General features: G+C 70.9%; 22 protein-coding genes and 1 riboswitch. Of the genes, 12 read left to right on the forward strand and 10 right to left on the reverse strand.

Annotated elements, in window-relative coordinates; translation table 11 throughout:
* Positions 1–39 precede the first annotated feature (39 nt).
* Entirely contained in the window at positions 40–1,137 is a 1,098-nt protein-coding gene (tsaD, locus tag ABD378_RS07490; protein WP_344519660.1) for a tRNA (adenosine(37)-N6)-threonylcarbamoyltransferase complex transferase subunit TsaD, read from the reverse strand.
* 151 nt (positions 1,138–1,288) lie between these two features.
* On the opposite strand from tsaD, the gene cbiE reads away from it, so the two are divergent.
* Positions 1,289–2,590 (forward strand): precorrin-6y C5,15-methyltransferase (decarboxylating) subunit CbiE, encoded by a 1,302-nt coding sequence (gene cbiE / locus ABD378_RS07495; protein ID WP_344519661.1) that lies wholly within the window; start codon positions 1,289–1,291, stop codon positions 2,588–2,590.
* Positions 2,587–3,336 (forward strand): precorrin-4 C(11)-methyltransferase, encoded by a 750-nt coding sequence (gene cobM / locus ABD378_RS07500; RefSeq protein ID WP_344519662.1) that lies wholly within the window; start codon positions 2,587–2,589, stop codon positions 3,334–3,336. Before cbiE ends, cobM begins: the two co-directional genes overlap by 4 nt.
* Before the next feature lie 121 nt (positions 3,337–3,457).
* On the opposite strand, the gene ABD378_RS07505 is transcribed toward cobM, so the two are convergent.
* Entirely contained in the window at positions 3,458–4,573 is a 1,116-nt protein-coding gene (locus ABD378_RS07505; RefSeq protein WP_344519663.1) for a cobalt-precorrin-5B (C(1))-methyltransferase, read from the reverse strand.
* 11 nt (positions 4,574–4,584) lie between these two features.
* Between ABD378_RS07505 and ABD378_RS07510 the strand changes: the two genes are divergently transcribed.
* Complete coding sequence (locus ABD378_RS07510) at positions 4,585–5,340, forward strand: cobalt-precorrin-6A reductase (protein ID WP_344519664.1); 756 nt, start codon at positions 4,585–4,587, stop codon at positions 5,338–5,340.
* A 13-nt stretch (positions 5,341–5,353) separates the two neighbouring features.
* Here the strand turns inward: ABD378_RS07510 and ABD378_RS07515 are convergent, their stop codons facing one another.
* From ABD378_RS07515 to ABD378_RS07525, 3 genes are all read right to left on the reverse strand, one after another.
* Positions 5,354–6,865, reverse strand: coding sequence for a precorrin-2 C(20)-methyltransferase (locus ABD378_RS07515; protein WP_344519665.1), 1,512 nt, complete (start codon positions 6,863–6,865; stop codon positions 5,354–5,356).
* A complete protein-coding gene (locus ABD378_RS07520; protein ID WP_344519770.1) occupies positions 6,862–7,488 on the reverse strand; it encodes a precorrin-8X methylmutase in 627 nt (208 codons plus the stop codon). The genes ABD378_RS07515 and ABD378_RS07520 overlap by 4 nt, the downstream gene beginning before the upstream one ends.
* 71 nt (positions 7,489–7,559) lie before the next feature.
* Positions 7,560–8,870, reverse strand: coding sequence for a precorrin-3B synthase (locus ABD378_RS07525; protein ID WP_344519666.1), 1,311 nt, complete (start codon positions 8,868–8,870; stop codon positions 7,560–7,562).
* Positions 8,871–8,918: 48 nt separating this feature from the next.
* Positions 8,919–9,070, forward strand: a riboswitch (cobalamin riboswitch).
* A 69-nt stretch (positions 9,071–9,139) separates the two neighbouring features.
* On the opposite strand from ABD378_RS07525, the gene cobN reads away from it, so the two are divergent.
* Complete coding sequence (gene cobN / locus ABD378_RS07530; protein ID WP_344519771.1) at positions 9,140–12,736, forward strand: cobaltochelatase subunit CobN; 3,597 nt, start codon at positions 9,140–9,142, stop codon at positions 12,734–12,736.
* A gap of 90 nt (positions 12,737–12,826) precedes the next feature.
* Here cobN and ABD378_RS07535 read toward each other — a convergent pair whose 3' ends face one another.
* The gene (locus ABD378_RS07535; RefSeq protein ID WP_344519667.1) at positions 12,827–13,480 is read right to left on the reverse strand and encodes a YceI family protein; all 654 of its coding nucleotides are present in this window, start codon (positions 13,478–13,480) and stop codon (positions 12,827–12,829) included.
* A gap of 303 nt (positions 13,481–13,783) precedes the next feature.
* Between ABD378_RS07535 and ABD378_RS07540 the strand changes: the two genes are divergently transcribed.
* From ABD378_RS07540 to ku, 5 genes are all read left to right on the forward strand, one after another.
* Positions 13,784–13,939, forward strand: coding sequence for a DUF6131 family protein (locus tag ABD378_RS07540; RefSeq protein WP_344519668.1), 156 nt, complete (start codon positions 13,784–13,786; stop codon positions 13,937–13,939).
* A gap of 185 nt (positions 13,940–14,124) precedes the next feature.
* Entirely contained in the window at positions 14,125–15,333 is a 1,209-nt protein-coding gene (locus ABD378_RS07545; RefSeq protein ID WP_344519669.1) for an FUSC family protein, read from the forward strand.
* 309 nt (positions 15,334–15,642) lie between these two features.
* A complete protein-coding gene (locus ABD378_RS07550; RefSeq protein ID WP_344519670.1) occupies positions 15,643–16,896 on the forward strand; it encodes a cation:proton antiporter in 1,254 nt (417 codons plus the stop codon).
* A gap of 87 nt (positions 16,897–16,983) precedes the next feature.
* Positions 16,984–17,247: a GlsB/YeaQ/YmgE family stress response membrane protein gene (locus ABD378_RS07555; RefSeq protein WP_344519671.1), complete on the forward strand. Its 264-nt coding sequence runs from the start codon at positions 16,984–16,986 to the stop codon at positions 17,245–17,247.
* A gap of 84 nt (positions 17,248–17,331) precedes the next feature.
* Positions 17,332–18,303, forward strand: a complete 972-nt coding sequence (gene ku / locus ABD378_RS07560) for a non-homologous end joining protein Ku (protein WP_344519672.1) — start codon at positions 17,332–17,334, stop codon at positions 18,301–18,303.
* Between the two features lie 75 nt (positions 18,304–18,378).
* Here ku and ABD378_RS07565 read toward each other — a convergent pair whose 3' ends face one another.
* The gene (locus tag ABD378_RS07565) at positions 18,379–19,671 is read right to left on the reverse strand and encodes a phosphatase PAP2 family protein (protein WP_386542871.1); all 1,293 of its coding nucleotides are present in this window, start codon (positions 19,669–19,671) and stop codon (positions 18,379–18,381) included.
* 483 nt (positions 19,672–20,154) lie between these two features.
* Between ABD378_RS07565 and ABD378_RS07570 the strand changes: the two genes are divergently transcribed.
* Entirely contained in the window at positions 20,155–20,586 is a 432-nt protein-coding gene (locus ABD378_RS07570) for a VOC family protein (protein ID WP_344519674.1), read from the forward strand.
* A 124-nt stretch (positions 20,587–20,710) separates the two neighbouring features.
* Positions 20,711–21,376 carry a histidine phosphatase family protein gene (locus ABD378_RS07575; protein ID WP_344519675.1) on the forward strand — a complete coding sequence of 222 codons (666 nt, stop codon included), beginning with the start codon at positions 20,711–20,713 and terminating at the stop codon, positions 21,374–21,376.
* Between the two features lie 132 nt (positions 21,377–21,508).
* On the opposite strand, the gene ABD378_RS07580 is transcribed toward ABD378_RS07575, so the two are convergent.
* From ABD378_RS07580 to ABD378_RS07590, 3 genes are all read right to left on the reverse strand, one after another.
* The gene (locus ABD378_RS07580) at positions 21,509–21,712 is read right to left on the reverse strand and encodes a hypothetical protein (protein ID WP_344519676.1); all 204 of its coding nucleotides are present in this window, start codon (positions 21,710–21,712) and stop codon (positions 21,509–21,511) included.
* A 182-nt stretch (positions 21,713–21,894) separates the two neighbouring features.
* Positions 21,895–22,764: a class I SAM-dependent methyltransferase gene (locus tag ABD378_RS07585; protein ID WP_344519677.1), complete on the reverse strand. Its 870-nt coding sequence runs from the start codon at positions 22,762–22,764 to the stop codon at positions 21,895–21,897.
* A 146-nt stretch (positions 22,765–22,910) separates the two neighbouring features.
* Positions 22,911–23,519: a helix-turn-helix domain-containing protein gene (locus tag ABD378_RS07590; RefSeq protein WP_344519678.1), complete on the reverse strand. Its 609-nt coding sequence runs from the start codon at positions 23,517–23,519 to the stop codon at positions 22,911–22,913.
* 97 nt (positions 23,520–23,616) lie between these two features.
* Between ABD378_RS07590 and ABD378_RS07595 the strand changes: the two genes are divergently transcribed.
* Positions 23,617–24,639: an NAD(P)/FAD-dependent oxidoreductase gene (locus ABD378_RS07595; protein WP_344519679.1), complete on the forward strand. Its 1,023-nt coding sequence runs from the start codon at positions 23,617–23,619 to the stop codon at positions 24,637–24,639.
* Positions 24,640–24,679: the final 40 nt, after the last annotated feature.

Below are 24,679 nucleotides of genomic sequence, written 5' to 3' on the forward strand. Positions count from 1 at the left end.
CCCAGGTCCCGGTGCCAGTCCCGTATCGGCAAGCCACTGTCATGTCTGCCGAGCCCGGGCTGTCCGCCCGACGTGATCGCGATACGACGTGGCGACGGGATGCAGGGCGGCGTGGTGCAGGGGCGCCGACGGGTCGATGGACACGTCCAGCGGGGCGGGTTCGGCTCCCGCCCGGACCAGCAGGTCGCCGACGGCCGCGATCATCGCGCCGTTGTCGGTGCAGAGCTTCAACGGCGGTACCCGCAGCGCGATCCCGGCGCCACGGCAGCGTTCCTCCGCCAGCGCCCGCACGCGTGAGTTGGCGGCCACGCCGCCCACCACGACCAGCGTGCCCACGCCGTGTTCACGGCAGGCGGCCACCGCCTTGCGTGTCAGCACATCGGCCACCGCCTCCTGCAGCGAGGCCGCCCCGTCGGCGAGCGGCAACTCCTCGCCGTGCAGCCGGTGTTGCTCGGCCCAGCGTGCGGCGGCCGTCTTGAGCCCGGAGAAGGAGAAGTCGTAGCGCGCGTCTCGTGGCCCGGTCAGCGGCCGGGGGAACGCCACGGCGCCCGGATCGCCCTCCCGCGCGGCGCGGTCGACGGCAGGCCCGCCCGGGTACGGAAGACCGAACACCCGGGCCACCTTGTCGAAGCACTCGCCCGCCGCGTCGTCGATGGTGTCGCCCAGGTGCACGATCGGGTCCCGCGCCAGATCCCGTACGAGAAGCAGCGAGGTGTGCCCGCCGGAGACGATGAGCACCATGCAGGGATCGGGCAGCGGACCGTGCTCCAGGGTGTCGGCGGCGACGTGTCCGGCCAGGTGGTGCACCCCGTACAGCGGCACCCCGAGCGCGAACGCCAGGGTCTTCGCCCCGGCCAGGCCGACCTGGAGCGCGCCCGAGAGGCCGGGCCCGGTGGTGACGGCCACCGCCCCGATGTCCGCCGTCCTCAGTCCGGCCCGCTCCAGGGCCTCCCGGACGACGGGCGTGAAGGAGTGCACGTGCGCACGCGCGGCGATCTCCGGCACCACTCCGCCGAACCGGGCGTGCTCGTCCATGCTCGACGCCACGGCATGTCCGAGCAGACGTCCCTCGCGTACGAGACCCGCGCCGGTCTCGTCGCACGAGGACTCGATGCCCAGCACTACTGGAGACTCCACGTCCCGCCCTCCCGCACTTCCTGCCCAGTTGCAAGCCTAGTTGCAAGTTATGTGCAATAAGGGTACGGCGAAGACCAACCTGGCCGGTGTCCGGTCACGGCCGGACAGTAGAGTTCGGGTGCGTCAGCCCCCGAAGACCGAGGTACCGTCCGTGACCCCCGCACCCGCCGCACCCCCCGCCCCGCCTGCCCTGAGCGTGGTGGGCATCGGAGCCGACGGGTGGGCAGGACTGCCCGACGCGGCACGCACGGAACTCGTCAAGGCGCAGGTCCTGATCGGCGCTCAGCGCCAATTGGGCCTGCTCCCGCCGGAATGCACAGGGCGACGCGTGCCGTGGCCATCGCCGCTGCGGCCCGCCGTACCCGGCCTGCTCGCCGAGCACGAGGGCCGCAGGATCGCCGTCCTGGCCAGCGGCGACCCGATGTTCTACGGCATCGGCCGCGCCCTGACCGAGGTACTCGGCGCCGACGGGCTGCGCATCCTGCCGCACCCGTCGTCCGTCTCCTATGCCTGCGCCCGCGTCGGCTGGCCCCTGGAGGACACCGAGGTCATCACCCTGGTCGGGCGGCCCGCCGCCCGCCTTGCCGCGGCCCTGCACGACGGCCGCCGGCTCCTTGTGCTCAGCGCGGACGCCACCACGCCCGCCGTGGTCGCCGCGCTGCTGCGCGAACACGGCTTCGGGCCGAGCCGGATCCGCGTCCTTGAACAGCTCGGCGGCGAGGACGAGGCCTGCGCGGAAGGGACGGCGGACACCTGGGCGCACCCGCCGGGAGACCCGCTGAACGTCATCGCGGTCGCATGCCGACGTGACCCCGACGCCCTGCGCCTCGGCGCCGTTCCCGGCTTGCCCGACGAGGCGTACGAACACGACGGGCAGCTCACCAAGCGTCACGTGCGGGCCACCACGCTCGGCGTGCTCGCACCTGCCCCCGGCGAGCTGTTGTGGGACATCGGCGGCGGCTCGGGGTCCGTGGCCATCGAGTGGATGCGCACCCACCCCTCCTGCCGGGCCATCAGCGTGGAGCGCGATCCGGTGCGGGCACGGCGCATCGAGCGCAATGCCGCACACCTCGGGGTCCCCGCCCTGCGCGTGATCACCGGCCCGGCCCCCGAGAGCCTGGCCGAACTGCCCACGCCCGACGCCGTGTTCATCGGCGGCGGCCTTACCGTGCCCGGCCTGCTCGAAGCCTGCTGGGAGGCGCTGCCCGCCGGCGGCCGGCTGGTCGCCAACACCGTCACGCTGGAGTCGGAGGCACTGCTCGCCGAGCGGTACCGCCGCCACGGCGGTGACCTGGTCCGCCTCGCCGTCGCGCACGCCGTGCCCGTAGGCGGCTTCACCGGCTGGCGCCAGGCGATGCCGGTCACCCAGTGGTCCGTACGCAAACCCTCGACGCCCCCCACCGCGGAACGCTCAGCAGAAGCCCCCGCAGAACCCTCAGGAGACAACACATGACCGTGTACTTCATCGGCGCGGGGCCCGGTGCGGCCGACCTGATCACGGTGCGCGGCGCACGCATGCTCGCCGCCTGCGGGGTGTGCCTGTACGCAGGCAGCCTGGTGCCCCGCGAACTGCTCGCCGAGTGCCCCGAGGACGCCCGCCTGGTCGACACCGCGCAGCTGGACATCGACCAGATCACCGCCGAGCTCGTCACCGCGCACCAGCAGGGCCACGACGTGGCCCGTCTGCACTCGGGCGACCCGTCCGTCTTCAGCGCCGTCAACGAGCAGATGCGGCGCCTGGACGAGGCGGGCGTGCCCTATGAAGTGGTGCCGGGTGTCCCCGCGTTCGCGGCCGCCGCGGCGGCGCTCAAGCGGGAGCTGACCGTGCCGACCGTCGGCCAGACCGTCATCCTCACCCGGATCGCCCACCGTGCCACCGCCATGCCCGAGGGCGAGGACCTGGCCACGTTGGGACGCAGCGGGGCCCTGATCGTCCTCCACCTGGCCGCCAAGTACGTGGACCGGGTGGTCGAGGAACTCCTGCCGCACTACGGGGCCGACTGCCCGGCGGCCGTCGTGGCGCTGGCCTCGCGTCCGGACGAGCTCATCCTGCGCGGGCCCCTCGACGAGATCGCCGAGCAGGTGAAGGCGGCAGGGGTGATCCGTACCGCCGTCATCATGGTGGGCCGCACGTTGGGCGCCGAGCAGTTCCGCGACAGCCACCTTTACTCGCCGGGACGCGATCGGCACGTCTGCTGAGGGCTCTGCTGGATGGGCGGTGATAGACCTGCGGGCCGGTGGGGGCTGGTCGCGCCCACGCGGCGGAGCCGCATGTGTCACAGCCCCGCGCCCCTTACGGGGCGATACCGCACCGGACCGCTCAGCGCACGCTGCTGCGCCCCACGACCGTGCCCGCCCGGTCGATGCAGATGACGTCCACGGCGACCGGCGCGCCCCGCAGGACCGCCAGTGCCTCGTCACGCGCGCCCACGGCCACCAGGTCCCCGAGCGGCACACCCCGCGCCTGGCACAACTGGAGCGCGGCAAGGCCCGTGTTGGCGCCTGCCACCTCGGCGGCCAGCGCCTCGTCCGCGCCGCCCCGGCGGGCAAGTTCGGCCAGGAAGGACTTGTCGACCTGGGAGCGGGCCGAGTGCAGGTCGAGGTGTCCGGCGGCGAGCTTCGACAGCTTGGCGAATCCGCCGCACACCGTGAGCCGGTCCACCGGGTGCCGGCGCACGTACTTGAGCACCGCGCCCGCGAAGTCCCCCATGTCGAGCAGAGCGATCTCCGGGAGCCCGTACTCGGCCACCACCGTCTTCTCCGAGGTCGAGCCCGTGCAGCCCGCCACATGCGTACGCCCCGCAGCGCGTGCCACGTCCACGCCGCGGCGGATCGAGTCGATCCACGCCGAGCAGGAGTAGGGCACCACGATGCCGGTGGTGCCCAGGATCGACAGGCCGCCCAGGATGCCGAGGCGGGGGTTCCAGGTGGAGCGGGCGATCTCCTCGCCGTGGTCCACGGAGACGGTGATCTCGACGTCTCCCGAGCCCCGGTGCTCCGCGGCGACCCGCGCGATGTGGTCGCGGATCATCTGGCGCGGTACGGGGTTGACCGCCGGTTCACCGACCTCGAGCGGCAGACCGGGCAGGGTGACCGTGCCCACGCCGGGTCCGGCCTTGAAGACCACACCCGAACCCGGCGGCAGCCGCCGCGCGGTGGCCCGCACCAGCGCGCCGTGCGTCACGTCGGGGTCGTCGCCCGCGTCCTTGACCACACCCGCTGTCGCCCGCCCCTCGGCCAGCTCCTCGATCGCCAGGGCGAAGGCCGGTGTCTGCCCCTTGGGCAGGGTGATGGTCACCGGGTCGGGGAAGTCGCCGCTGAGCAGGGCCGTGTAGGCGGCCGTGGCGGCCGCGGTCGCGCAGGCACCGGTCGTCCAGCCGGGCCGCAGGCCGGTGTGCTTGAGTTGGGCGCTGCGCCCGCCTTTCGCCTCACTCATGGATGGATCCGATGCACGTACTGGTACTTGGCGGGACGACGGAGGCCCGCCGCATCGCCGAGGCCCTGGTGGACACGCTGCCCGCCGCAGCGAGGGTGACCAGCTCGCTGGCCGGACGCGTGGCAAGCCCGAGACTGCCGCCGGGCGAGGTGCGCGTGGGCGGCTTCGGCGGAGCCGACGGCCTGGCCGCATGGCTGCGTACGCACCAGGTGAGCGCGCTCATCGATGCCACCCATCCTTTCGCCGAGACGATCAGTTTCAATGCGGCCGCTGCCGCCGCTGCCGCCCATGTTCCCCTGCTGGCGCTGCGCAGGACCGGCTGGGTGCCCGGCGACGGCGACGCCTGGCATGCGGTCGGCTCCCTGGCCGAGGCGGCAACGGCACTGCCCGCGCTGGGGCGGCGCGTCTTCCTCACCACCGGGCGCATGGGTCTTGCCGCCTTCGCCGATCTGGACAAGCTGTGGTTCTTGATGCGTTCGGTGGACGCCCCGGACGCACCGCACCCCCTGCGGATGGAGGTGCTGCTCGACCGCGGCCCGTTCACCTTGGAGCGGGAGCGCGAGCTGATCCGCCGCCATCGCATCGACGTCGTCGTCACCAAGGACAGCGGCGGCGCCGCCACCGCCCCCAAACTGGCCGCGGCCCGTGAGGCGCGGATCCCGGTGGTCGTGGTGCGCAGGCCGCCCGTGCCCGACGGGGTAGCGGTGGCCGACACTCCGGAGCAGGCCCTGGCCTGGCTGCACGCACACGGCGGCAGCCAGGCCTAGCGGAACCGCAGGCTCAGTCCTCGGGGTAGCGGCGGGGCGTCCACACGATCTGCTGTCCGTCGCCGCGCTGCTCCCAGCGGGTCTGCGATGACCCCACAAGCAGGATCGTGCGCATGTCGACCTCGGCGGGGTCGAGGTCGGCGAGGCGCACGGTGCGTACGCTCTCGGTCGGCCCGCCGACGTCCCTGCCGAGGACCACGGGGGTGTCCGGCGAGCGGTGCTCCAGGAGCAGCTCGCGGGCCTTGCCGACCTGCCAGGTCCGGCTGCGGGAGCCGGGGTTGTACAGCGCGAGCACCAGGTCCGCGGAGGCCGCGGCTTGCAGCCGCTGCGCGATCACCTCCCACGGCTTGAGCCGGTCGGAGAGCGACATCGTCGCGTAGTCGTGGCCCAGCGGAGCGCCCGCGCGGGCGGCGGCCGCGTTGGCCGCGGTCACCCCCGGAAGCACCCGCACCGGCAGGTCCGCGTACTGCTTCTGCGAGGCCACCTCAAGTACGGCCGTCGCCATGGCGAACACGCCAGGGTCGCCGCCGGAGACCACGGCGACGCGACGCCCGCGCCGGGCGAGATCCAGGGCGAACTCGGCGCGCTCCGACTCGACCTTGTTGTCGGAGCCGTGGCGCACCTGCCCCGGACGGACCGGCACCCGGTCCAGATAGGTGGTGTAGCCGACCAGATCGTCGGCGGCGGCAAGGACCCCGCGCGTCTCGGGCGTGAGCCACAGCGGCCCGGCGGGACCGGTACCGACCACGGCCACCTCACCGGCGTCCGGGGCGCGCTCGGGCCGCGGGGCATCGATCCTGCTGGGCAGGACCGCGACCGCGAAGTACGGCACGGAGTCGGCGTCGACCGCGGCAAGATCGTCGATGCGCTCGCCGGCCATGGTGGCGCGCTCGACGTAGTGGGCCTCGGGCAGCCGCCCGGAGGCCTCGAAGGCGCGGCGCACCGCGGGGAACGTACGGCCAAGCTTCATCACCACCGCGGCATCGGTGGCGGCCAGACGGGCGGTCAGCTCCTCCTCCGGCAGGGTGCCGGGCAGGATGGTGAGCACCTCCTCGCCCTCGGCGAGCGGGGTGCCGAGCCGGGCGGCCGCGGCGCTGACGGAGGTGACGCCGGGGATCACCTCGGTGGGATAGCGGTCGGCGAGCCGCTTGTGCATGTGCATGTACGAGCCGTAGAAGAGCGGGTCGCCCTCGGCCAGGACGGCGACCGTGCGTCCCGCGTCGAGGTGCACCGCAAGGCGGGCCGCCGCCTCGGTGTAGAAGTCCTCCATCGCGCCCCGGTAGCCGCCGGGGTGGTCGGTGGTCTCCGTGGTGAGGGGGTAGACCAGGGCTTCCTCGATGTGGTCGGCGCGCAGGTGCTCGGCCGCGATGGACCGCGCGATGGACCGTCCGTGCCGGGCGCTGTGATAGGCGACGACATCGGCCTCGCCGATGACTTGCACCGCCCGCAGGGTCATGAGGGACGGATCGCCGGGGCCGAGCCCGACGCCGTAAAGGCGGCCTGTCGTGTGCTCGCTCACGCTCATTCTTCCTCGCTGGCGATCGCGTTGAGTGCGGCGGCCGCGATGGCGCTTCCGCCCCGACGGCCCCGCACGATCAGGTTCTCCAGGCCGGACGCGTGCGCGGCCAGGGCGTCCTTGGACTCCATGGCGCCGACGAAGCCGACGGGCACACCGATGACGGCGGCGGGGCGCGGTGCGCCCTCCTCGATCATTTCGAGCAGCCGGAACAGCGCGGTGGGCGCGTTGCCGACGGCTATGACCGCGCCTTCCATGCGATCGCGCCACAGTTCCAGGGCGGCGGCGCTGCGAGTGGTGCCGAGCTTGGCCGCGAGATCGGGCACCGCCGGGTCGGACAGGGTGCACACCACGTCGTTGTCGGCGGGCAGCCGCTTGCGGGTGACGCCGCTCGCGACCATGGCCACGTCGCACAGGATGGGAGCGCCCGCCCGCAGGGCCTCGCGGGCACGGGCCACCACGTCCGGGGTGAAAGCGAGGTCGCGTACGAGGTCGACCATGCCGCAGGCGTGGATCATGCGGACCGCGACCTGGCTGACGTCGGCGGGCAGGCCCGCCAGATCCGCCTCCGCGCGGATCGTGGCGAAGGACTGGCGGTAGATCGCCGGTCCGTCCTTCTCGTACTGGTGCACAGTGCGTTCGCTCTCTTGATAGGGCATGGAACAGTCAGGTGTTGCGGGGTTGATCATGTGTTCATGTGTGGTCAGCGGCGGGCCGCGGCCACGGCGGCGGCGAGCGCCGCGCCCGGGCTGCCGGGGATGCTCGCCGGAGCGTCCCGTTTCTCGCCGCGTACGTGGGAGATCTGATGCCCGTCGGGAGTGGCGACGACGTCGATCCACTCCCCGTGAGGGTGTCCGCACCGGCGCTCGCACCCGGACCAGTACACCGGCAGCGCCCCCACGGGCCCCAACGATGCTGTCGCCGTGGCGCGTACGTCGTCCAGGGACTTGGCACAGCCGGGCCTGCCGATACAGGCACCCACTCCGGTCCAGGGAGAGCCGGGTCCGGTGATGAGGCCGGCGGCCCCCAGATCTTCCAGGAGCTGTGCGGCCTCGCGCCGGTCGACTCCCGGCAGGACGACTCCGCGCCAGGGGGTCAGCCGCAGCTCGCCGCCGCCGCGGTGGCGGGCGGTGTCCGTCAGTGTCTGCCACTGGGGTGCGCTGATGCGGCCCAGGGGCAGGCCGAGGGAGAGCGCGGCCGTGTCGCGCGGGCCGGGCACGACACCGAGGGCGGGCCCGGCCGCATCCCGGGGGAGCGGGCCGGTGGTGGGGGTGACGCGGAACCCGGCCTCCCGCAGGCGGCGCAGGACCGCGTCGAGGAGGGGGCCGACGCCGCCGGGCAGATCCGTCACCCGCCAGGAACCCGCGTCGGGCGCCTGCTCCAGGAAGGTCTCGGCCGCGATGAGGGCGGCCCGCGGTGCCTGCGCGGCAGACAACAGGACGGCATCGTGCACCGGGCCGATCCGCAGCAGCGCCTCGTCATCGCCCCGCGCCGTCAGGGTCACATCGCCGCCGAGCGCTCCGACATCGCCGCGGCCGTCGTCGAGCGCGAACAAGAACCGCCCTGACAGGGCGGCGGCCCGGTCGCTGGTGCACAACAGCTCGTCCAGGGCGGACAACCACGGACGAATGTCGCGCTCGCCCCGGTCGTCGAGTCCCGAGAGCGGGGAGGCCACCACGTTGCGTACCCGCTCGTGGAGTTCTGAGGGCAAAAGCCCCGATTCGCCCAGCAGGTAAGCCAGTTCGCTCCCGCAGTCCGCACCAAGGCCGCGCAGCTGGACATTGCCGCGCGATGTGAGATGCAACTCCCCGTCTCCAAGACGCTCTGCCAGGTCCCGCAGCACGTCAGCCTGCCCCACGGTCAGCAGGCCACCCGGGACGCGGACGCGGGCCAGCGCCCCGTCGTCCGCCCGGTGCAGCCGCAGCGTCCCGGGGCATGCGTCGCCGCGGCCGCGGGCAGACTCGTCTCCCGAGAGCGCGGGCGAGGGGACCGATGGGGGCATGGCGGCGAGCATACCGACCCATCGCAGCAGGTCCGCCTGCCCCCCGGCAGTTGATCGGCCCTTAGTATTCCTAGCGACGGGCCAGCCGGCCCGTCGTCGCCACAGACGGCGACAAGGGGAGGAAGCCCGGTGCGATTCCGGCGCGGTCCCGCCACTGTGAGCCCGGTGCACATGCCGGGTGAGTCAGGAACTCCCTTCCCCGAGCTCTCGTCCGCTCGAGCAGGGGAGACGCCATCGACACCACCCGGGGCGTGGACACCCCGAGGAAGGCCCGACGCCGCATGATCCTGCTCCTGTCGACGTCCGACACCGACCTGCTCAGCGCCCGCGCCGCCGCCGGCCCGGTCGACTACCGCTACGCGAACCCCTCCCGGCTCCCGCTCGAGGACCTCCCGCAGCTCCTGGACGGCGCCGACCTGGTCGTCGTGCGTCTCCTCGGCGGCGTGCGCGCCTGGCAGGAAGGACTCGACCAAGTCCTGGCCACCGGACGCCCCGTGGTCGTCCTCACCGGCGAACAGGCCCCCGACGCCCAGCTGATGGCCGCATCGACCGTGCCGATCGGCATCGCCGCCGAGGCCCACGCCTACCTCGCCCACGGCGGACCCGGCAACCTGGAGCAGCTGGCCCGGTTCCTCTCCGACACCGTCCTGCTCACCGGCCACGGCTTCGAGCCGCCCGCCCCCGCACCCTCGTGGGGCCCGCTGGAGCGCACCGCCCGTCAGGTCGAGGGACCGACCGTCGCGGTGCTCTACTACCGCGCCCACCACATGAGCGGCAACACCGCCTTCATCGAGGCCCTGTGCCGCGCGGTCGAGGACGCCGGAGCGCGCCCGCTGCCGCTGTACGTCGCCTCGCTGCGCACCCCCGAGCCCGAACTCATCGATGAACTGCGCGCCGCCGACGCGATCGTGACCACGGTCCTCGCGGCGGGCGGCACGCGGCCCGCCGAGGCATCGGCGGGCGGCGACGACGAGTCCTGGGACGCAGGCGCCCTCAGCGGCCTCGACGTGCCCATCCTCCAGGCGCTGTGCCTCACCAGCTCACGTACCGACTGGGAGGACAACGACGAGGGCGTCTCGCCGCTGGACGCCGCAAGCCAGATCGCGGTCCCCGAGTTCGACGGCCGCCTGATCACGGTGCCGTTCTCCTTCAAGGAGATCGACGAGGACGGTCTGCCCGCGTACGTCGCCGACGCCGAGCGCGCCGCCCGCGTGGCAGGCATCGCCGTCCGGCACGCGCGCCTTCGCCACATCCCGGCCGCCGACAAGCGCATCGCGCTCGTCCTGTCCGCCTACCCGACCAAGCACTCGCGGATCGGCAACGCGGTCGGCCTCGACACCCCCGCCAGTGCCGTCTCCCTGCTGCGCCGACTCCGCGAAGAGGGCTACGACTTCGGTACGGAGGAGGTCCCGGGCCTGGCCTCCGGCGACGGCGACGAGCTGATCTACGCCCTGATCGAGGCGGGCGGCCACGACCAGGAGTGGCTCACCGATGAGCAGCTGGCCCGCAACCCCGTCCGCATCCCGGCGGCCGACTACCGCCGCTGGTACGCCACCCTCCCCGCCGAGCTGCGCGAGTCCGTCGAGCAGCACTGGGGCCCCGCCCCCGGCGAGATGTTCGTCGACCGGTCCCGCAACCCGGAGGGCGACATCGTGCTTGCCGCCCTGCGCCGCGGCAACCTGCTCATCCTCATCCAGCCGCCGCGCGGTTTCGGCGAGAACCCGATCGCGATCTACCACGACCCCGATCTGCCGCCCTCGCACCACTACTTGGCCGCCTACCGCTGGATCGCCGCATCCGCCGACGACAACGGCTTCGGCGCCGACGCGATGATCCACCTCGGCAAGCACGGCAACCTGGAATGGCTGCCCGGCAAGAACGCGGGCCTGTCCGCGGCCTGCGGCCCCGACGCGGCCCTGGGCGATCTCCCCCTGATCTACCCGTTCCTGGTCAACGACCCGGGAGAGGGCACGCAGGCCAAGCGGCGCGTCCACGCCACCCTCGTCGACCACCTCGTACCGCCGATGGCGCGCGCCGAAAGCTACGGCGACATCGCCCGCCTCGAACAACTCCTGGACGAGCACGCCCAGATCGCCGCGATGGACCCGGCGAAGCTGCCCGCGATCCGCGCCCAGATCTGGACCCTGATCCAGGCCGCCAAGCTCGACCACGACCTGGGGCTCGAAGGCCGCCCCGAGGACGAGGGCTTCGACGAGTTCATCATGCATCTCGACGGCTGGCTCTGTGAGATCAAGGACGCCCAGATCCGCGACGGCCTGCATGTCCTGGGCGGCGCCCCGGCCGGCGCCGACCGCGTCAACCTCGTCCTCGCGATCCTGCGCGCCCGCCAGATCTGGGGCGGCACGGCGTCGCTCCCCGGCCTGCGCGAGGCGCTGGGCCTCGACGAGTCGGCGGCCACCCGCACCACCGCCGACGAGGTCGAGGCGAAGGCCCGCACCCTGGTCCAGGCGATGGACGACGCCGACTGGGCCCCGGACGCCGTGGCGAGGGTGGCCGACGGGCACCCGCAGTCCGTCGCCGACATCCTCGACTTCGCCGCCCGCGAGGTCGTACCGCGCCTTGCCGCCACGACCGACGAACTGGACCACGCCGTCCACGCGTTGGAGGGCGGCTTCGTCCCCGCAGGACCTTCGGGCTCCCCGCTGCGCGGCCTGGTCAACGTCCTGCCGACCGGCCGCAACTTCTACTCCGTCGACCCCAAGGCGGTGCCGTCCCGCCTCGCCTGGGAGACCGGCCAGGCCCTCGCCGACTCGCTCCTCGATCGCTACCGCACCGACAACGGCGACTGGCCGACCTCGGTGGGCCTGTCCCTGTGGGGTACGAGTGCGATGCGCACCGCCGGTGACGACGTCGCCGAAGCCCTCGCGCTCCTTGGCATCCGCCCGGTCTGGGACGACGCGTCGCGCCGCGTCACAGGCCTGGAGGCGATCCCCGCGGACGAGCTCGGCCGCCCGCGCATCGACGTCACCCTGCGCATCAGCGGCTTCTTCCGTGATGCCTTCCCGCACACCATCGGCCTCCTGGACGACGCGGTGCGCCTTGCCGCCTCGCTCGACGAGCCCGACGACGCGAACTTCGTACGGGCCCACGCCCAGGCGGACTTGGCGGTCCACGGCGACGAACGCCGCGCCACCACCCGCATCTTCGGCTCCCGCCCCGGCACGTACGGCGCGGGCCTGCTCCAGCTCATCGACTCCCGCGACTGGCGCACCGACGCCGACCTCGCCGAGGTCTACACGGTGTGGGGCGGCTATGCCTACGGCCGTGAACTCGACGGGCGCCCGGCGCGCGAGGAGATGGAGACGGCGTACAAGCGGATCGAGGTCGCGGCGAAGAACACCGACACCCGCGAACACGACATCGCCGACTCGGACGACTACTTCCAGTACCACGGCGGCATGGTGGCCACGGTCCGCGCGCTGAAGGGCCGCGCCCCGGAGGCGTACATCGGCGACTCCACCCGTCCCGAGACGGTCCGCACCCGGACCCTGGTCGAGGAGACATCGCGCGTCTTCCGGGCCCGCGTGGTCAACCCCAAGTGGATCGAGGCGATGCGCCGCCACGGCTATAAGGGGGCCTTCGAGCTCGCCGCCACGGTCGACTACCTCTTCGGGTACGACGCGACGACGGGCGTGGTCGCCGACTGGATGTACGACAAGCTCACCGAGACGTACGTCCTGGACCCGACCAACCGTGAATTCCTCAAGCAGGCCAACCCCTGGGCCCTGCACGGCATTGCCGAGCGCCTCCTGGAAGCCGAGTCCCGCGGCATGTGGGCCAAGCCGGACCCGGCCGTGATCGAGGCCCTGCGCCAGGCGTACCTGGAGACGGAAGGCGATCTGGAGGGCGAGGACTGAGCACCGGCCTCCAGGCCTGCGAACGAGAGGGAGGGCCCCATCCCGGTGTCGGGATGGGGCCCTCCCTCTGCCATTCGGGCCGTCGTCGAGCTACGCCACGGGCGTGGACCGGATGGCGGAGATGTCGAACTGCAGCCGGACCTTCTCGCTCACCATGGAGCCACCGGTCTCCAGGCGCTGGTTGTAGACCAGGCCCCAGTCGGTGCGGTCGATGGTGGTGGTGCCGTCGAAGCCCGCCCTCTCGAAGCCGAACGGGTCCACGACCGAGCCGAGGTAGTCGAGTTGCAGTTCGACGGGCCGGGAGATGCCGCGGATGGTCAGGTCTCCCGCCATGCGGAAGGTCTCCCCGCCCTCATGGACCGTGGCGGTGCTGCGGAACGCCATCTCCGGGTGGCGGCGCACGTCGAAGAAGTCGGCGCCGACGAGGTGCCCGTCGCGCTGTTCGACACCCGTGTCGACGCTGCCGACCCGGATGACTATTTCGGCCCGCGATTCGGAGGGCCGGGCTCCGTCGAAGTACAGCGTGCTGTCGTAGTCGGCGAAGGCACCTCGCACCGTCGTGACCATCGCGTGCCGCACGGAGAACCCGATGCGGCTGTGCGGGCGGTCGATGGTCCACTGCCCGGTCAGCGCACGAAGCGCCGGGTCGAGCGCGGTACCGGCGGCCGCCGGGAAAGGCGTGGCGGAGCCGACAGGCGGCGTCGGCTCGAGGGTCGCGGGCTGGCGACGGCTGAAGATACCCATGATGTCGTCGTCTCCTTGGATTTGATCACTCCGTGTTATCACGCTGCTGACAGGCGCTGCTCAGCAAGATGGGAGGTCTCGTCCGGGTTCCATGCTGCTGACTGCAAAGATGCACAAGATCGGCACGGATGTGGATGCACCGGCGGGTGCTCTGGTGTCACGCACGGTCACATCGGTGTCTGTGTGGCGCGCAGATGCGGCGGTGTGGGGCGGTGTGCGGCGGTGTGAGGTGGTGCGCCGCCGTTCTGTCATCGGCATGCGGAAGGCGCATACTTGAAATAATCCTGAGGGTCGGAGGGCGCAATGATCGCACTCGGAATCATTCTGCTCGTCATCGGTCTTGTGGCCGGCATCTCCATCCTGTGGACCATCGGCGTCATTCTTCTCGTCGTCGGTGCGATCCTGTGGATTCTCGGTTCTGTCGGTCGCTCGGTGGGCGGGCGAAAGCATTATTGGTAGGTGTATCGAGGTCGGCGCGGGTCGGCCTCGTAAGCGCCATGGCCCTGCTGTTCGCAGTGGCAACTACTTCCTTGTGTGTTCCGTGCGCCCGGGTCGCCCCTCGCGGCCCGGGGGCCCGCATGCGGACGGCTCCGCCGGGTAGCAGGCTGAACTCGGTGACCTGCTGAACGGAACGGAGTCGGTGCATGGCCGGCGAGGGCGGAGGACCGCGGGAAGTCGCGGCCCAGGGGTGGTTCGACCGTGCGTGGCAATGGTGGCAGCGGGCCCGGGGGGTGCCGGGCTACGAACGCCACACCCTGCTTCTGGTCCTCAAGAGCACCTTGGCGGCGACCCTCGCATGGGTCGTCTCCTACTACGTGCTCGACGCGTCGTCCCCGGCGTTCGCGCCGTTCTCCGCGGTGCTGATCATGCAGGTGACGGTGTACCAGTCCCTGCTGCAGTCGTTGCGCTACCTGGCGGCGGTGGCGGCCGGTGTGGCCATGGTGGCGGCCCTGGGTTTCCTGGGCGGCCCCGACCTCCTGACGTTCGCGCTTGTGGCGCTGGTGGGCCTGGCCATCGGACGCTGGCCCGCGCTCGGCGTGCAGGGATCGCAGGTCGCCACGGCGGCGTTCTTCGCCTTCGCCACCTATGCGTCCGCCACGTCCGGGACCGAAAAGGTCACCCAGCTCGGGCAGATCATCCTGCTGGTCCTCATCGGCTGCGGCATCGGCGTCGTCGTCAACGTCACGGTGGCCCCGCCGATGCGCTATCGCAGCGCCGAGTACGGGATCCGCTCGCTGTCCACCGCTCTGGTCGAGCTGGTGAGCGACATGTACCCGGCGCTGCGCGAGGGCGAGTTGGACGAGGAGCGCTGCCGGCACTGGCGATCGAGGGCCGAGCAGACGGGAGGGCTGATCGCGCAGGCGAGGGACGGCTTCCGTACCGCGGAGGAAAGCCTCTACTACAACCCTCGCCGACTGCTGCGCAGGCACAGGGGCCGGGCCTCCTTCGAGGGGTACGGGGCGGTGCTGGGAGCCCTCGAACGCTCGCTGTACCAAGTGGCGTCCCTGACGCGCAGCCTGCACCAGTGGCAGGAGGATGAGGAGGGCCGGCACGACGACCGGGCCTTCCTCCTCGGCTACGCCGACTTCCTCGAGGCCCTCGCCCAGATCGCCCAGGTGCTCGGCACGGTGGACGAGGACTCCCTCGCCGAACAGTCCCGACAACTGCGTCGGCTGGCCGACGAGGCCCAGCGATGCTGCCGGACCGTGACCGACGGGGCGAGCAGGGCCGGGCTCCCGCTCGCCGACCCGACTCGCCCCTACGGAGTTCTCGTCGTGGAGTGCACCCGCCTCATGGAGGAGTTCCAGCACGCCTCCGATGTGCTCCAGCGGTACGCCGGTCAAGAGCTTTAGTTGCTCGTCGTCAGTTCGTTAACTGCCGCACAGTCTGTTGTCCGCCGGTTGCCCTGATGGCGACGAAGGAAACGTAAAAGGCCGTAGCCCAGGAATTGGTGAGTATTGGCCTCGGCGTTGGTTTCGGATTTGGTCTCGGCGGGTTAATCGCAAGGGAGTCGGTCATGCGGCTACGCCCCGCTGCTACCTGATTAGGTTTGACCCGAGTGGGCACGCCTCTCCGAGTGGGCAGGCCTCACAGGGCAACGAATCCCGTCACCGACGAATCGAGCAGTCCGCGGAGCTGAACGCGAGGACAGGTGCAGGCAGATGGAAGTGACCGCCGCGGACCTCGGGTACGCCTGCGTGGGGATCGGCGCCCTGCTCGCCGCGGTCCTGCCCAGGCTGGTGGCACGGCAGCCCATGTCCATGCCGATGGTCTTTCTGGCCGTGGGGTTCCTCGTCTATCTGCTGCCGACCGGGCTTCCCGACCTGGACCCCTACCAGCACAGGGCGTGGCGGGAGCACCTCACCGAGGTGATTGTGATCGTGGCCCTGATGGGGGCGGGACTGGCGATCAACAGACCCTTCGGCCTGCGGTCCTGGTCCACCGCATGGCGCCTGCTGGGCATCACGATGCCGCTGACCGTCGTGGCCACCGCCCTCGTCGCCTGGGGCCTTGTGGGCTGGCCGCCTGCCGTCGCCCTGCTCCTGGGCGCCGTGCTCGCACCCACCGACCCCGTGCTCGCAGCGGAGGTACGTGTGGGTGAACCGACCGACGGGGAGCACGACGAGGACGAGGTGCGCTTCGCCCTCACCGGCGAAGCGGGCCTCAACGACGGACTCGCCTTCCCGTTGGTCCTGGCGGCTCTCGCGATGTTCGCCGCCTCGGGGACGGGCTGGTCGGGCGAGTGGGTGGGCCACTGGCTGTGGAGCGACGTGGCGGTACGCGTCACCGTCGGCGTGGCGGTCGGCCTGCTGGTCGGCAAGCTGCTCGGCTGGATGTTCTTCCGGGCGGGCTGGGAAGCGCTGCGGCTGTCCGAGCACAGGGAGGGCTTCGTCGCGCTGGCGGCGACCTTCCTCTCGTACGGCCTCACGGAAGTGCTGCACGGCTACGGCTTCCTCGCCGTGTTCACGACGGCCTGCGCCATCCGGTCCGCCGAGCGCGCCCACGGGTACCAGGTGGTGATGCACACCTTCATGGAACAGGTGGAGCGGCTGCTCACGGCGGGTGTGCTGTTCCTCATCGGGGGCTTCATCGCCTGCGGCGGGCTTTCCGCCCTCACCTGGGGCAGCGCGATGACGGCCGTCCTGGTGCTCCTCGTGATCCGCCCGCTCACCGGCTGGATCGCCCAGCTGCGGGGGAGGACGACCCTCGGGGAACGCGCGGTGACGTCCTTCTTCGGCATCCGGGGGATCGGGTCCGTCTTCTACCTGGCGTACGCCCTGGGAGCGGAGGACCTTCGGGCGTACCAGGAGGAGTTGTGGGCGGTGGTGACGTTCATCGTCCTGCTGTCGGTGATGCTGCACGGGGCCGCGGCCTCGCCCGTGCTCAAGCGCCTGGACAGGTCCGGTTCCCGCTGACGGCGCGGCGGGGGCCGGGGCGGTGGTGTCTGTCCGCCCGGCCCACGGGCACTCGGTTGGTGAAAGGACACCAACAGAGGGGAAATCGTGGAGATCTCGGGTCTCATCAGTGCTGTGGTGATCGGAATCGTCATCGGGATCCTGGGGCGCCTCGTCGTTCCGGGGCGACAGCACATCGGCATTCTCTGGACACTTGTCGTCGGCATCGCGGCGGCCTTGGCCGGGACGGCCGTCGCCGCGGGCCTGGACGTGGCGGACACCGACGGCGTCGACTGGATCGAATGGCTCATCCAGATCGGGCTGGCGGCGTTGGGCGTTGCCGCGTTGAGCAGGGTGAAGCGCCTCGATTGACGATGCGGAGCCCCTCACCTCGACATGCCTCCCTCGGATGTACGCAATAGCCTGGCCCTCTCGGGGCTGTCACGGAGGTAGCTCATGCCCCGCCCCGTCTGGTCCGGCGCGATCTCATTCGGCCTGGTCACGATCCCGATCAAGGTTCTGCCCGCCACCGAGAACCACTCGATCTCGTTCCACCAGTACCACCTCGAGGACATGAGCCGGGTCCGCACGCGCAAGATCTGCGATCTCGACGGGAAGCAGCTCACGAACGCCGAGATCGGTAAGGGCTACGAGGTCAGCAAGGACACGATCGTCGCGGTCACCGACGCCGAGCTCGACGAGATGCCGCTCCCGACCGCGAAGGCCATCGAGATCGCAGCGTTCGTGCCCTACGAGAGCGTGGATCCGATCCGCATGGGGGAGGGCTACTACTTGCAGGCCGACGGGCAGGTCGCCGCCAAGCCCTACATGCTCCTGTGCAAGGCTCTCGAGCGGAACAGCAAGGCGGCCGTCGCCAAATTTGCCTGGCACGGAAGAGAGCGCCTCGGTCTGCTCCGCGTGCAGGACGGTGTGATCCTGCTGCACGCCATGAAGTGGGACGACGAAGTCCGGGATCCGCAGGAGCTGGTGCCCAAGGCGGTCGAGGTGAGCGACGAGGAGATCGACAGGGCCGTGCTCCTCATCGACTCCATGACCGCCGATGGCATCGCCGACCAGGACTGGGCCACCGACCGCTACACCGAAGCGCTCGAACAGGTCATCCGGGCGAAGGTCGGCGGGAAGAAGCCGCCCAAGCCGGACGAGGAGGAAGCGCCGGCAGGGAAGGTCCTTGACCTGATGGCCGCGCTCCAGGAGTCCGTGTCCAAGGCGCAGGCCGCCCGCGGCGAGACCGGCAAGGACGCCACCGTCCATGAGTTGCCGAAGAAGCGGGCAGCCAAGAAGACGACCGGGAAGAAGACCGCCACAAAGAAGGCAACGGCGAAGAAGACGGCAGCCGGGAAGAAGACAGCGGCCGGGAAGAAGACGGCCGTCGGGAAGAAGACAACAGCGAAGAAGCGCGGGGCCTGAGACCCGCGGGTTCCGCTTCCCGGCCACGCCCGGGAAGCGGACACCTCACCGCCTACTGCAACACCGCAACACGCCTCAAACCATTTCGGGTTGCGGTTCCACTTCCGGTTGCTGCGCCCGCGCGACCTTCGGCTCCCACAGCTTGGTGGCCCGTACATATCCGTGGACCACTGAGATCATGGCCAGAATGAGCAGTGGTCCGAACAGCCACGGGTGCTTGGCCATCTGCATCGGCAGATAGCGGTACGACACCAAGAGCAGAGCGAAGACCGTTGTGCCGTAGGCGACCAGCTGGATTCCCGCCCGGTCCCAGCCTTGGGCGAGCGAGCGCAGCGCCGCGTCGATCGTGAACGCGAACACCACACCGGCGATGATGTCCACGCCGTAGTGATAGCCGAATCCCAGCGTCGCGCCGAGCGTGGCAACCAGCCAGAACACGCCTGCGTATCGCAGAAGCCGTGGGCCCTTGCGGGAATGAATGAAGATCGTGGTCGCCCATGCGGTGTGCAGGCTGGGCATGCAGTTGCGCGGGGTGATCTCGTCGAACGGCATCGAATGCGGAGTGCTGAGCGGCGGCGGCGTGTTCGGCCACAGGTTGGCCAGAGCCCAGTGTTCGCCACCCGTGCCGAAGGCGCCGGTGCCGTAGGTGAAGATCGGTCCGACCACCGGGAAGATCATGTAGATGGCCGGCCCGACCAGGCCGATGACCAGAAACGTACGCACCAGATGGTGACCCGGGAAGCGGCGCTCGACCGCTACGTTACGCAGCTGGTACAGCGCGACGATGACCGCGGCCACGGCGAGCTGGATGTAGACGTAGTCGAGAACATGGGCGCCGATCGGGCCGGTGGCCGAGACCATCCGGCCGACCACCCACGAGGGGTTGCCCAGCGCGTGATCGGCGGTGGCCACGTACTGGTCGAGCACCGCGGGGCGGGTCTTCGACGTGATGAGCAGCCAGATGTCCCCCGTCTTGCGACCGGCCACAAGCAGCAGGCCAAGGCCGACGCCCTTCAGCAGCAGGACACGTTCCTGGCCGGTGCGGCGCGTGAGGGCGATGACCGCGTAGCCCAGCATCACCCACAACGCTCCGTTGCCGAACATCATCTTGGCGTCGAGAGCCCAGCGCACCAGGAAGAAGACGACGTCGATGCCGATCGCGACACCCATCGCGATGAACCGCTGCCGCCAGGTGAGCACCACCATCATCAACGCCATGGCGGCGTACAGCAGCGGCCCTGACTTGGGGGCGAACACCACCTCCAGCACCTGGTTGGTGATCGGCCCCCGCACGCCGTAGTGACGTGCGGCTATCTCCAGCGCGATGAGGAACCCGAGGGCCACCACAGCTGCCACGGTCCAGAGCATCGCCCGTGGTTGACGCCACGCGTCGAACAGCGCTTTGCAGTTTTTTCGCGAGAACATTTGAGATGTTATAGATATCAATGGTTTGGCCGATTTGTTAGATGTTAGTTAATAGCTCACTCTTCGTGCTAGATAGCGTGGTTTTCTGGTGAAGTACGGGCGATCAGGGCACTCGTTGTGAGTTCGATCATGTTAACTGAGCGATGCGGGTGGGTTAAGCGGGTTACGGGTGCGTGAAGGTCGGCCGATTCTGAGGTCGATGGTCCAGCGCCTTGGTGGCGCCCCAAAACTCTGGACGCAAGGCGGGCATTGAACGTTGCGTACGCATGCCGACCGCCGAGCTGAACCCGATCGTGCGCAGGCTGTCGTGCCCTGATCGCGCATGTCCGGTTCACGCCTCCTCGAGCAACGTCGCAATGTCACCATTGCGACAAGAGATTGCTGATCGACCCGGCCCGCTCCATTCCCCGGCAGGAAGGCAACGCCATGAGCGCTCTCGACTCCCCGATCCCGCGGTTCCACCTGGCCATGCCGGTCGACGACCTGGCCGCCGCGCGACGCTTCTACGGCGAGGTGCTGGGCCTGGAGCAGGGCCGCAGCGCGGACACCTGGGTGGACTGGAATCTGCACGGCCACCAGTTCGTGACGCACCTCGCACCGGAGCGCGCCCAGCGCATGCACAACCCGGTCGACGGCCACGACGTCCCGGTGCCGCACTTCGGTCTGATCCTGACGATTCCCGCTTTCCAGGGGCTCGCCGAGCGGCTGCGCACGGCAGACGCCGAGTTCGTCATCGAGCCCTACGTCCGCTTCGAGGGCCAGAAGGGCGAGCAGTGGACGATGTTCCTCCTCGACCCGGCAGGCAACGCCCTGGAGTTCAAGGCGTTCGCCGACGACTCCCAGGTCTTCGCCGCCTGACCGGTGGCAAGGTCACCCCTGGCCTGAAGGCTCGTGATCGTGATCGTGATCGTGAACGCGGCGGGGCGGGGGGTTCTGGTGGCAGAGTGGAAGAGCTTGTTCCGTCCCGTGGAGGTAGTCCCGCATGCGCCTGCTGCTCATACGTCATGGTCAGACCCCGTCCAACCTCAAGCACCTCTTGGACACGGGGGCGCCGGGCCCGGGGCTCACGCCGCTGGGGCAGGACCAGGCGGCGGCGCTGCCGCAGGCCTTGGCGGCGGAGAAGATCGATGCCATGTACGCCTCCACGCTGCTGCGCACGCAGCTGACCGCCGCGCCCCTGGCCGCCGCGACTGAGCTGGAGGTCCAGATCCGGGACGGGATCCGGGAGCTGTCCGCCGGGGACCTGGAGATGCGCGGCGACGACGAGTCCGCCGCCGTCTACCTCACCACCGCCTTCGCCTGGGCCTCGGGGGACACCGATCGCCGGATGCCCGGTGGTGAGAACGGCGTGGAGGCCCTGGGGCGCTTCGACGCCGTCGTCGCCGAGGCCGCCGCGACGGGAGCGGGGACGGTGGCGATGGTCAGCCACGGTGCCGCGATCCGGATGTGGGTGGCCGCCCGGGCGGCCAACGTCGACGTGGCGTACGCGTCGAGCCACCCGCTGGGCAACACCGGCGTGGTCGTCCTCACGGGCTCGCCCGACGAGGGCTGGCAGGCCCTTGTATGGGAGGGACGCCCGCTGGGCCCGGAAGGAGACTCGCCCGAGGACAGCGGCCCGGCAGGAGAGGCCACCGTTCCGGCGACCTGAGCCACAGCCCGGGACCCGGCGTCACCCTCCTCGGCGGTGCCTTGCCCCCGACAGCGCCACTCAGACCCTCGCGCATATGACGCAGCACCACCAGAACCCACGGCCGTGGCACGGTCGGCTGACCGTCGCCGATCAGTAGCTTCCGGCGTCGTCCAGAGCCAGCCGGGCGAGTTCCAGGAACCGACCCAACCCCATGTTGAGTTCTCCCATGGCGCCGCGACTCAGCCACAACTCCTCTTCGTGTTCGGCGAAGTCATCGGACAGGTCGGACGCGTCCACCGTCACTGCCAGCAGGTCAGACGCCGCACCAAAGGCGTCTCGCGTCAGCTCCAGCATCCGCTGGGCCTGGTCGGCGATCGGCCCATCTTCTGGACCTGCGCGACAACTTCCGCGTATGCCCTGCTACGAGGCTCGCGCCGAACGCACAAGTTCACGTGGGCCATTGCCGGAAGCGTGCGTGCTCGGACCGGTCAGGTGAGCGGTACGGCTGCTGGTCGGCTGCCGCCGACATGCTCGGGTCAGGCGCGGCGTGCGGCCCACACGGTGCGTTCGGTGCGCACCGCGAGGTCGCTGCGGCGCAGAACGCTGAACGGGCTGTCGGCGTCGAGCAGTTGGTCGAGGGCGTCGAGGTCCTCCGCGGTCAGGGCGTGGGCGGCTCCGGCACGCAGGAGCTTGAGGCTGCTGAGCGCGTACGCGCCGACCGCCTTGCTGCCGGAGCTGTCGACGTTCACGGTGATCGTGCGCTCGCCCTCGACGGTGAACCCGGCGGCCGCCAGCTTGGGGCCCCAGTCGGCGCCGCGGTGCGACACGTGCTCGGTGCCGTGGTGCGCCAAGGCGGCGTGGCAGCGCTCCTCGAGGCCGGGCCGTTCCTTCGGGGCGTCGGCGGGCAGGAAGCGCGGGAAGTCGGCCAGCTCCACGACAGCGAACAGGCCGCCGGGCGCGAGCAGATCATGGGCCTCGCGCAGGGCGCGGTCGGGGTCGGCCATGTGGTGCATCGATGCCGACGCCCACACCAGCTCGGGCCGTCCGAGCTCGGGCCAGTCCGCGTCGAGATCGGCCGGTACGGTGCGCACCCGGTCGGCCAGCCCGAGCGTCTCGGCCCGTGCCCGCAGCCGGTTCAGATGACTGGCTGAAGCGTCGACCGCGGTCACCCGCGCTTCGGGAAAGCGCGTGAGCAGAGCGAAGGTGCCGGCCCCCGTCCCGCATCCCAGGTCCACGATGTGGCGCGGCGTCGTCTCGAGCGGCAGCCATGCGGTGATGGACGCGATGTGCTCGGCGAGCACCTCCGCGTCCAGATCGAGGATCTCCGCCTGGCCGTCGCTGTCCGGCTGCTGCTGAGGGAGGTAGTGGGCGCCGTCGTGTGCTGTGTGCGAGGAAGCATGGGTCATGACAGCGACGCTAAGTCGATCATTCCGTGGCGGCGCCATGAATCCCGGAGTGCGCAAGAAGATGACCGACTGCGCTGCCGCACGCGCAACCGACCGGCTGTCGCGTGGGGGTTGCGGTCTTGAGCAGGGGGGCGCCGCCCGGTGCGTCACAGGCTGGGTCGGCCGCTGTCGCCGCTGTCGCCGCTGTCCTCGCTGTCCTCGCGTTGGTGGCCTCGACGGGCGTCGCGGTCGAAGATGCCCAGGATCTCGCACGGCCCGCCCTCGGCGCCGATGGCGTGCGGAAGCATCGTGGGGAACTCCGCGGCCTGGTTGGTCTCGATCCGCAGGCGCCGGTTGCCAAGGAGCAGGACCGCGGTGCCGGACAGGACGACGAGCCATTCGCGGCCCGGATGGGCACGCATGCGCGAGGGGTTGTCGGGCGGCGGGTTCGTCATGCGCTGGCGTACGACGCTCATGCCCGGCTCCGCCTTGATCGGCCAGCGCATGAGCCCATGGGATGCGTCGATCGTCGGGCTGGTGATGACATCGTCGGTGGCCGTCTCGACGAGCTGGTCCAGGGAGGTGTCCAGGGCCCGGGCGAGGGTGACGAGCTGATCCAGGGCCAGGCGGCGTTGGCCGTTCTCGATGCGGCTGAGGGTGGACTGGCTGACCGAGGCGCGGGTGGCCAGTTCTTCCAGGGACCAGCCTTGTGCCACGCGCAGGGCGCGGATCCGTTTGCGTACCAGGCTGTCCATCTCGCCATTGTCTTGCGTCATAGGCAACATCATATGCCCTGCCCGCAAGACGTGCCTATCGTCGTGAGCGCAGCCCTCGGACCGCCGGGGGCTCGCGTGAAGGAAAGGGAGCGACGCCATGTCTGTGACCACTGCGACCACTGCCGCCCATGCGACTGACCACCTGCTGGAAGAGACCGTCGACGCCGTGGTGATCGGCGGCGGCGCCGCGGGTTTGAACGGCGCGCTGATGCTCGCCCGCTCCCGCCGTGCGGTCGTCGTGATCGACAGTGGCACCCCGCGCAACGCACCCGCCGACGGTGTGCACGGCCTGCTCGGCCTGGACGGCATCCCGCCGGCCGAACTGCTGCGCAGGGGGCGCGACGAGGTGCGCCGTCACGGCGGCCTGGTCGTGACCGGGGAAGTGATCTCCGCTGCCCCGGCCGCCCCCTCCGCCGAGGGAGATCCTCGCTTCACGGTCACTCTCGACGACGGCAGCACCCTGTCGGCGCGCCGCCTGCTCATCGCCACCGGACTGCGCGACGTGCTGCCCGACGTTCGAGGGCTGGCTGAGCACTGGGGGCACGGTGTGGTGCACTGCCCCTACTGCCACGGCTGGGAGGTGCGCGACGAGCCCATCGGGATCCTCGCCGTGGGCCCGGCCTCCGTCCACCACGCCCTGCTGTTCCGGCAGTTGACCGACGACCTGGTCTACTTCACCCGGGGTACCGAACTCGACGAGGACACCCGTGTGCGTTTCGCCGCGCGCGGCATCCGCATCGTCGACACTCCGGTGAGCGAGGTCGTGACCGCCGAGGGTGGCGGCATCGCGGGCGTGCGCCTGAGCGACGGGCAGCTGGTGCCCCGGCGCGTCCTCGCGGTCGCCACCACCATGCAGGCCCGCACCGATGGCCTGGACGAACTGGCGCTGTCGACACAGGAATTGCCCGGCGGGATGGGCCGCCACTTCGCCACCGGCATGGCCGGCGCCACCCACGTACCTGGGGTGTGGGTGGCCGGCAACGCCACCGACCTGACCGCCCAGGTCGGCGCATCCGCTGCGGCCGGCGCCCTGGCCGGCGCCCGCATGAACGCCGACCTGGTAGCCGCCGACACCGAGGCGGCCCTCGCCGCCGCACAGCGCGACCTCACCCGCACCTGAGCCCTCGCGCGCTCAACTCCTGGCCCATCACCCCGCCGCC

Source organism: Streptomyces rectiviolaceus, assembly GCF_039533825.1.
In the GTDB taxonomy this organism is placed as follows: Bacteria; Actinomycetota; Actinomycetes; order Streptomycetales; family Streptomycetaceae; genus Streptomyces; species Streptomyces rectiviolaceus.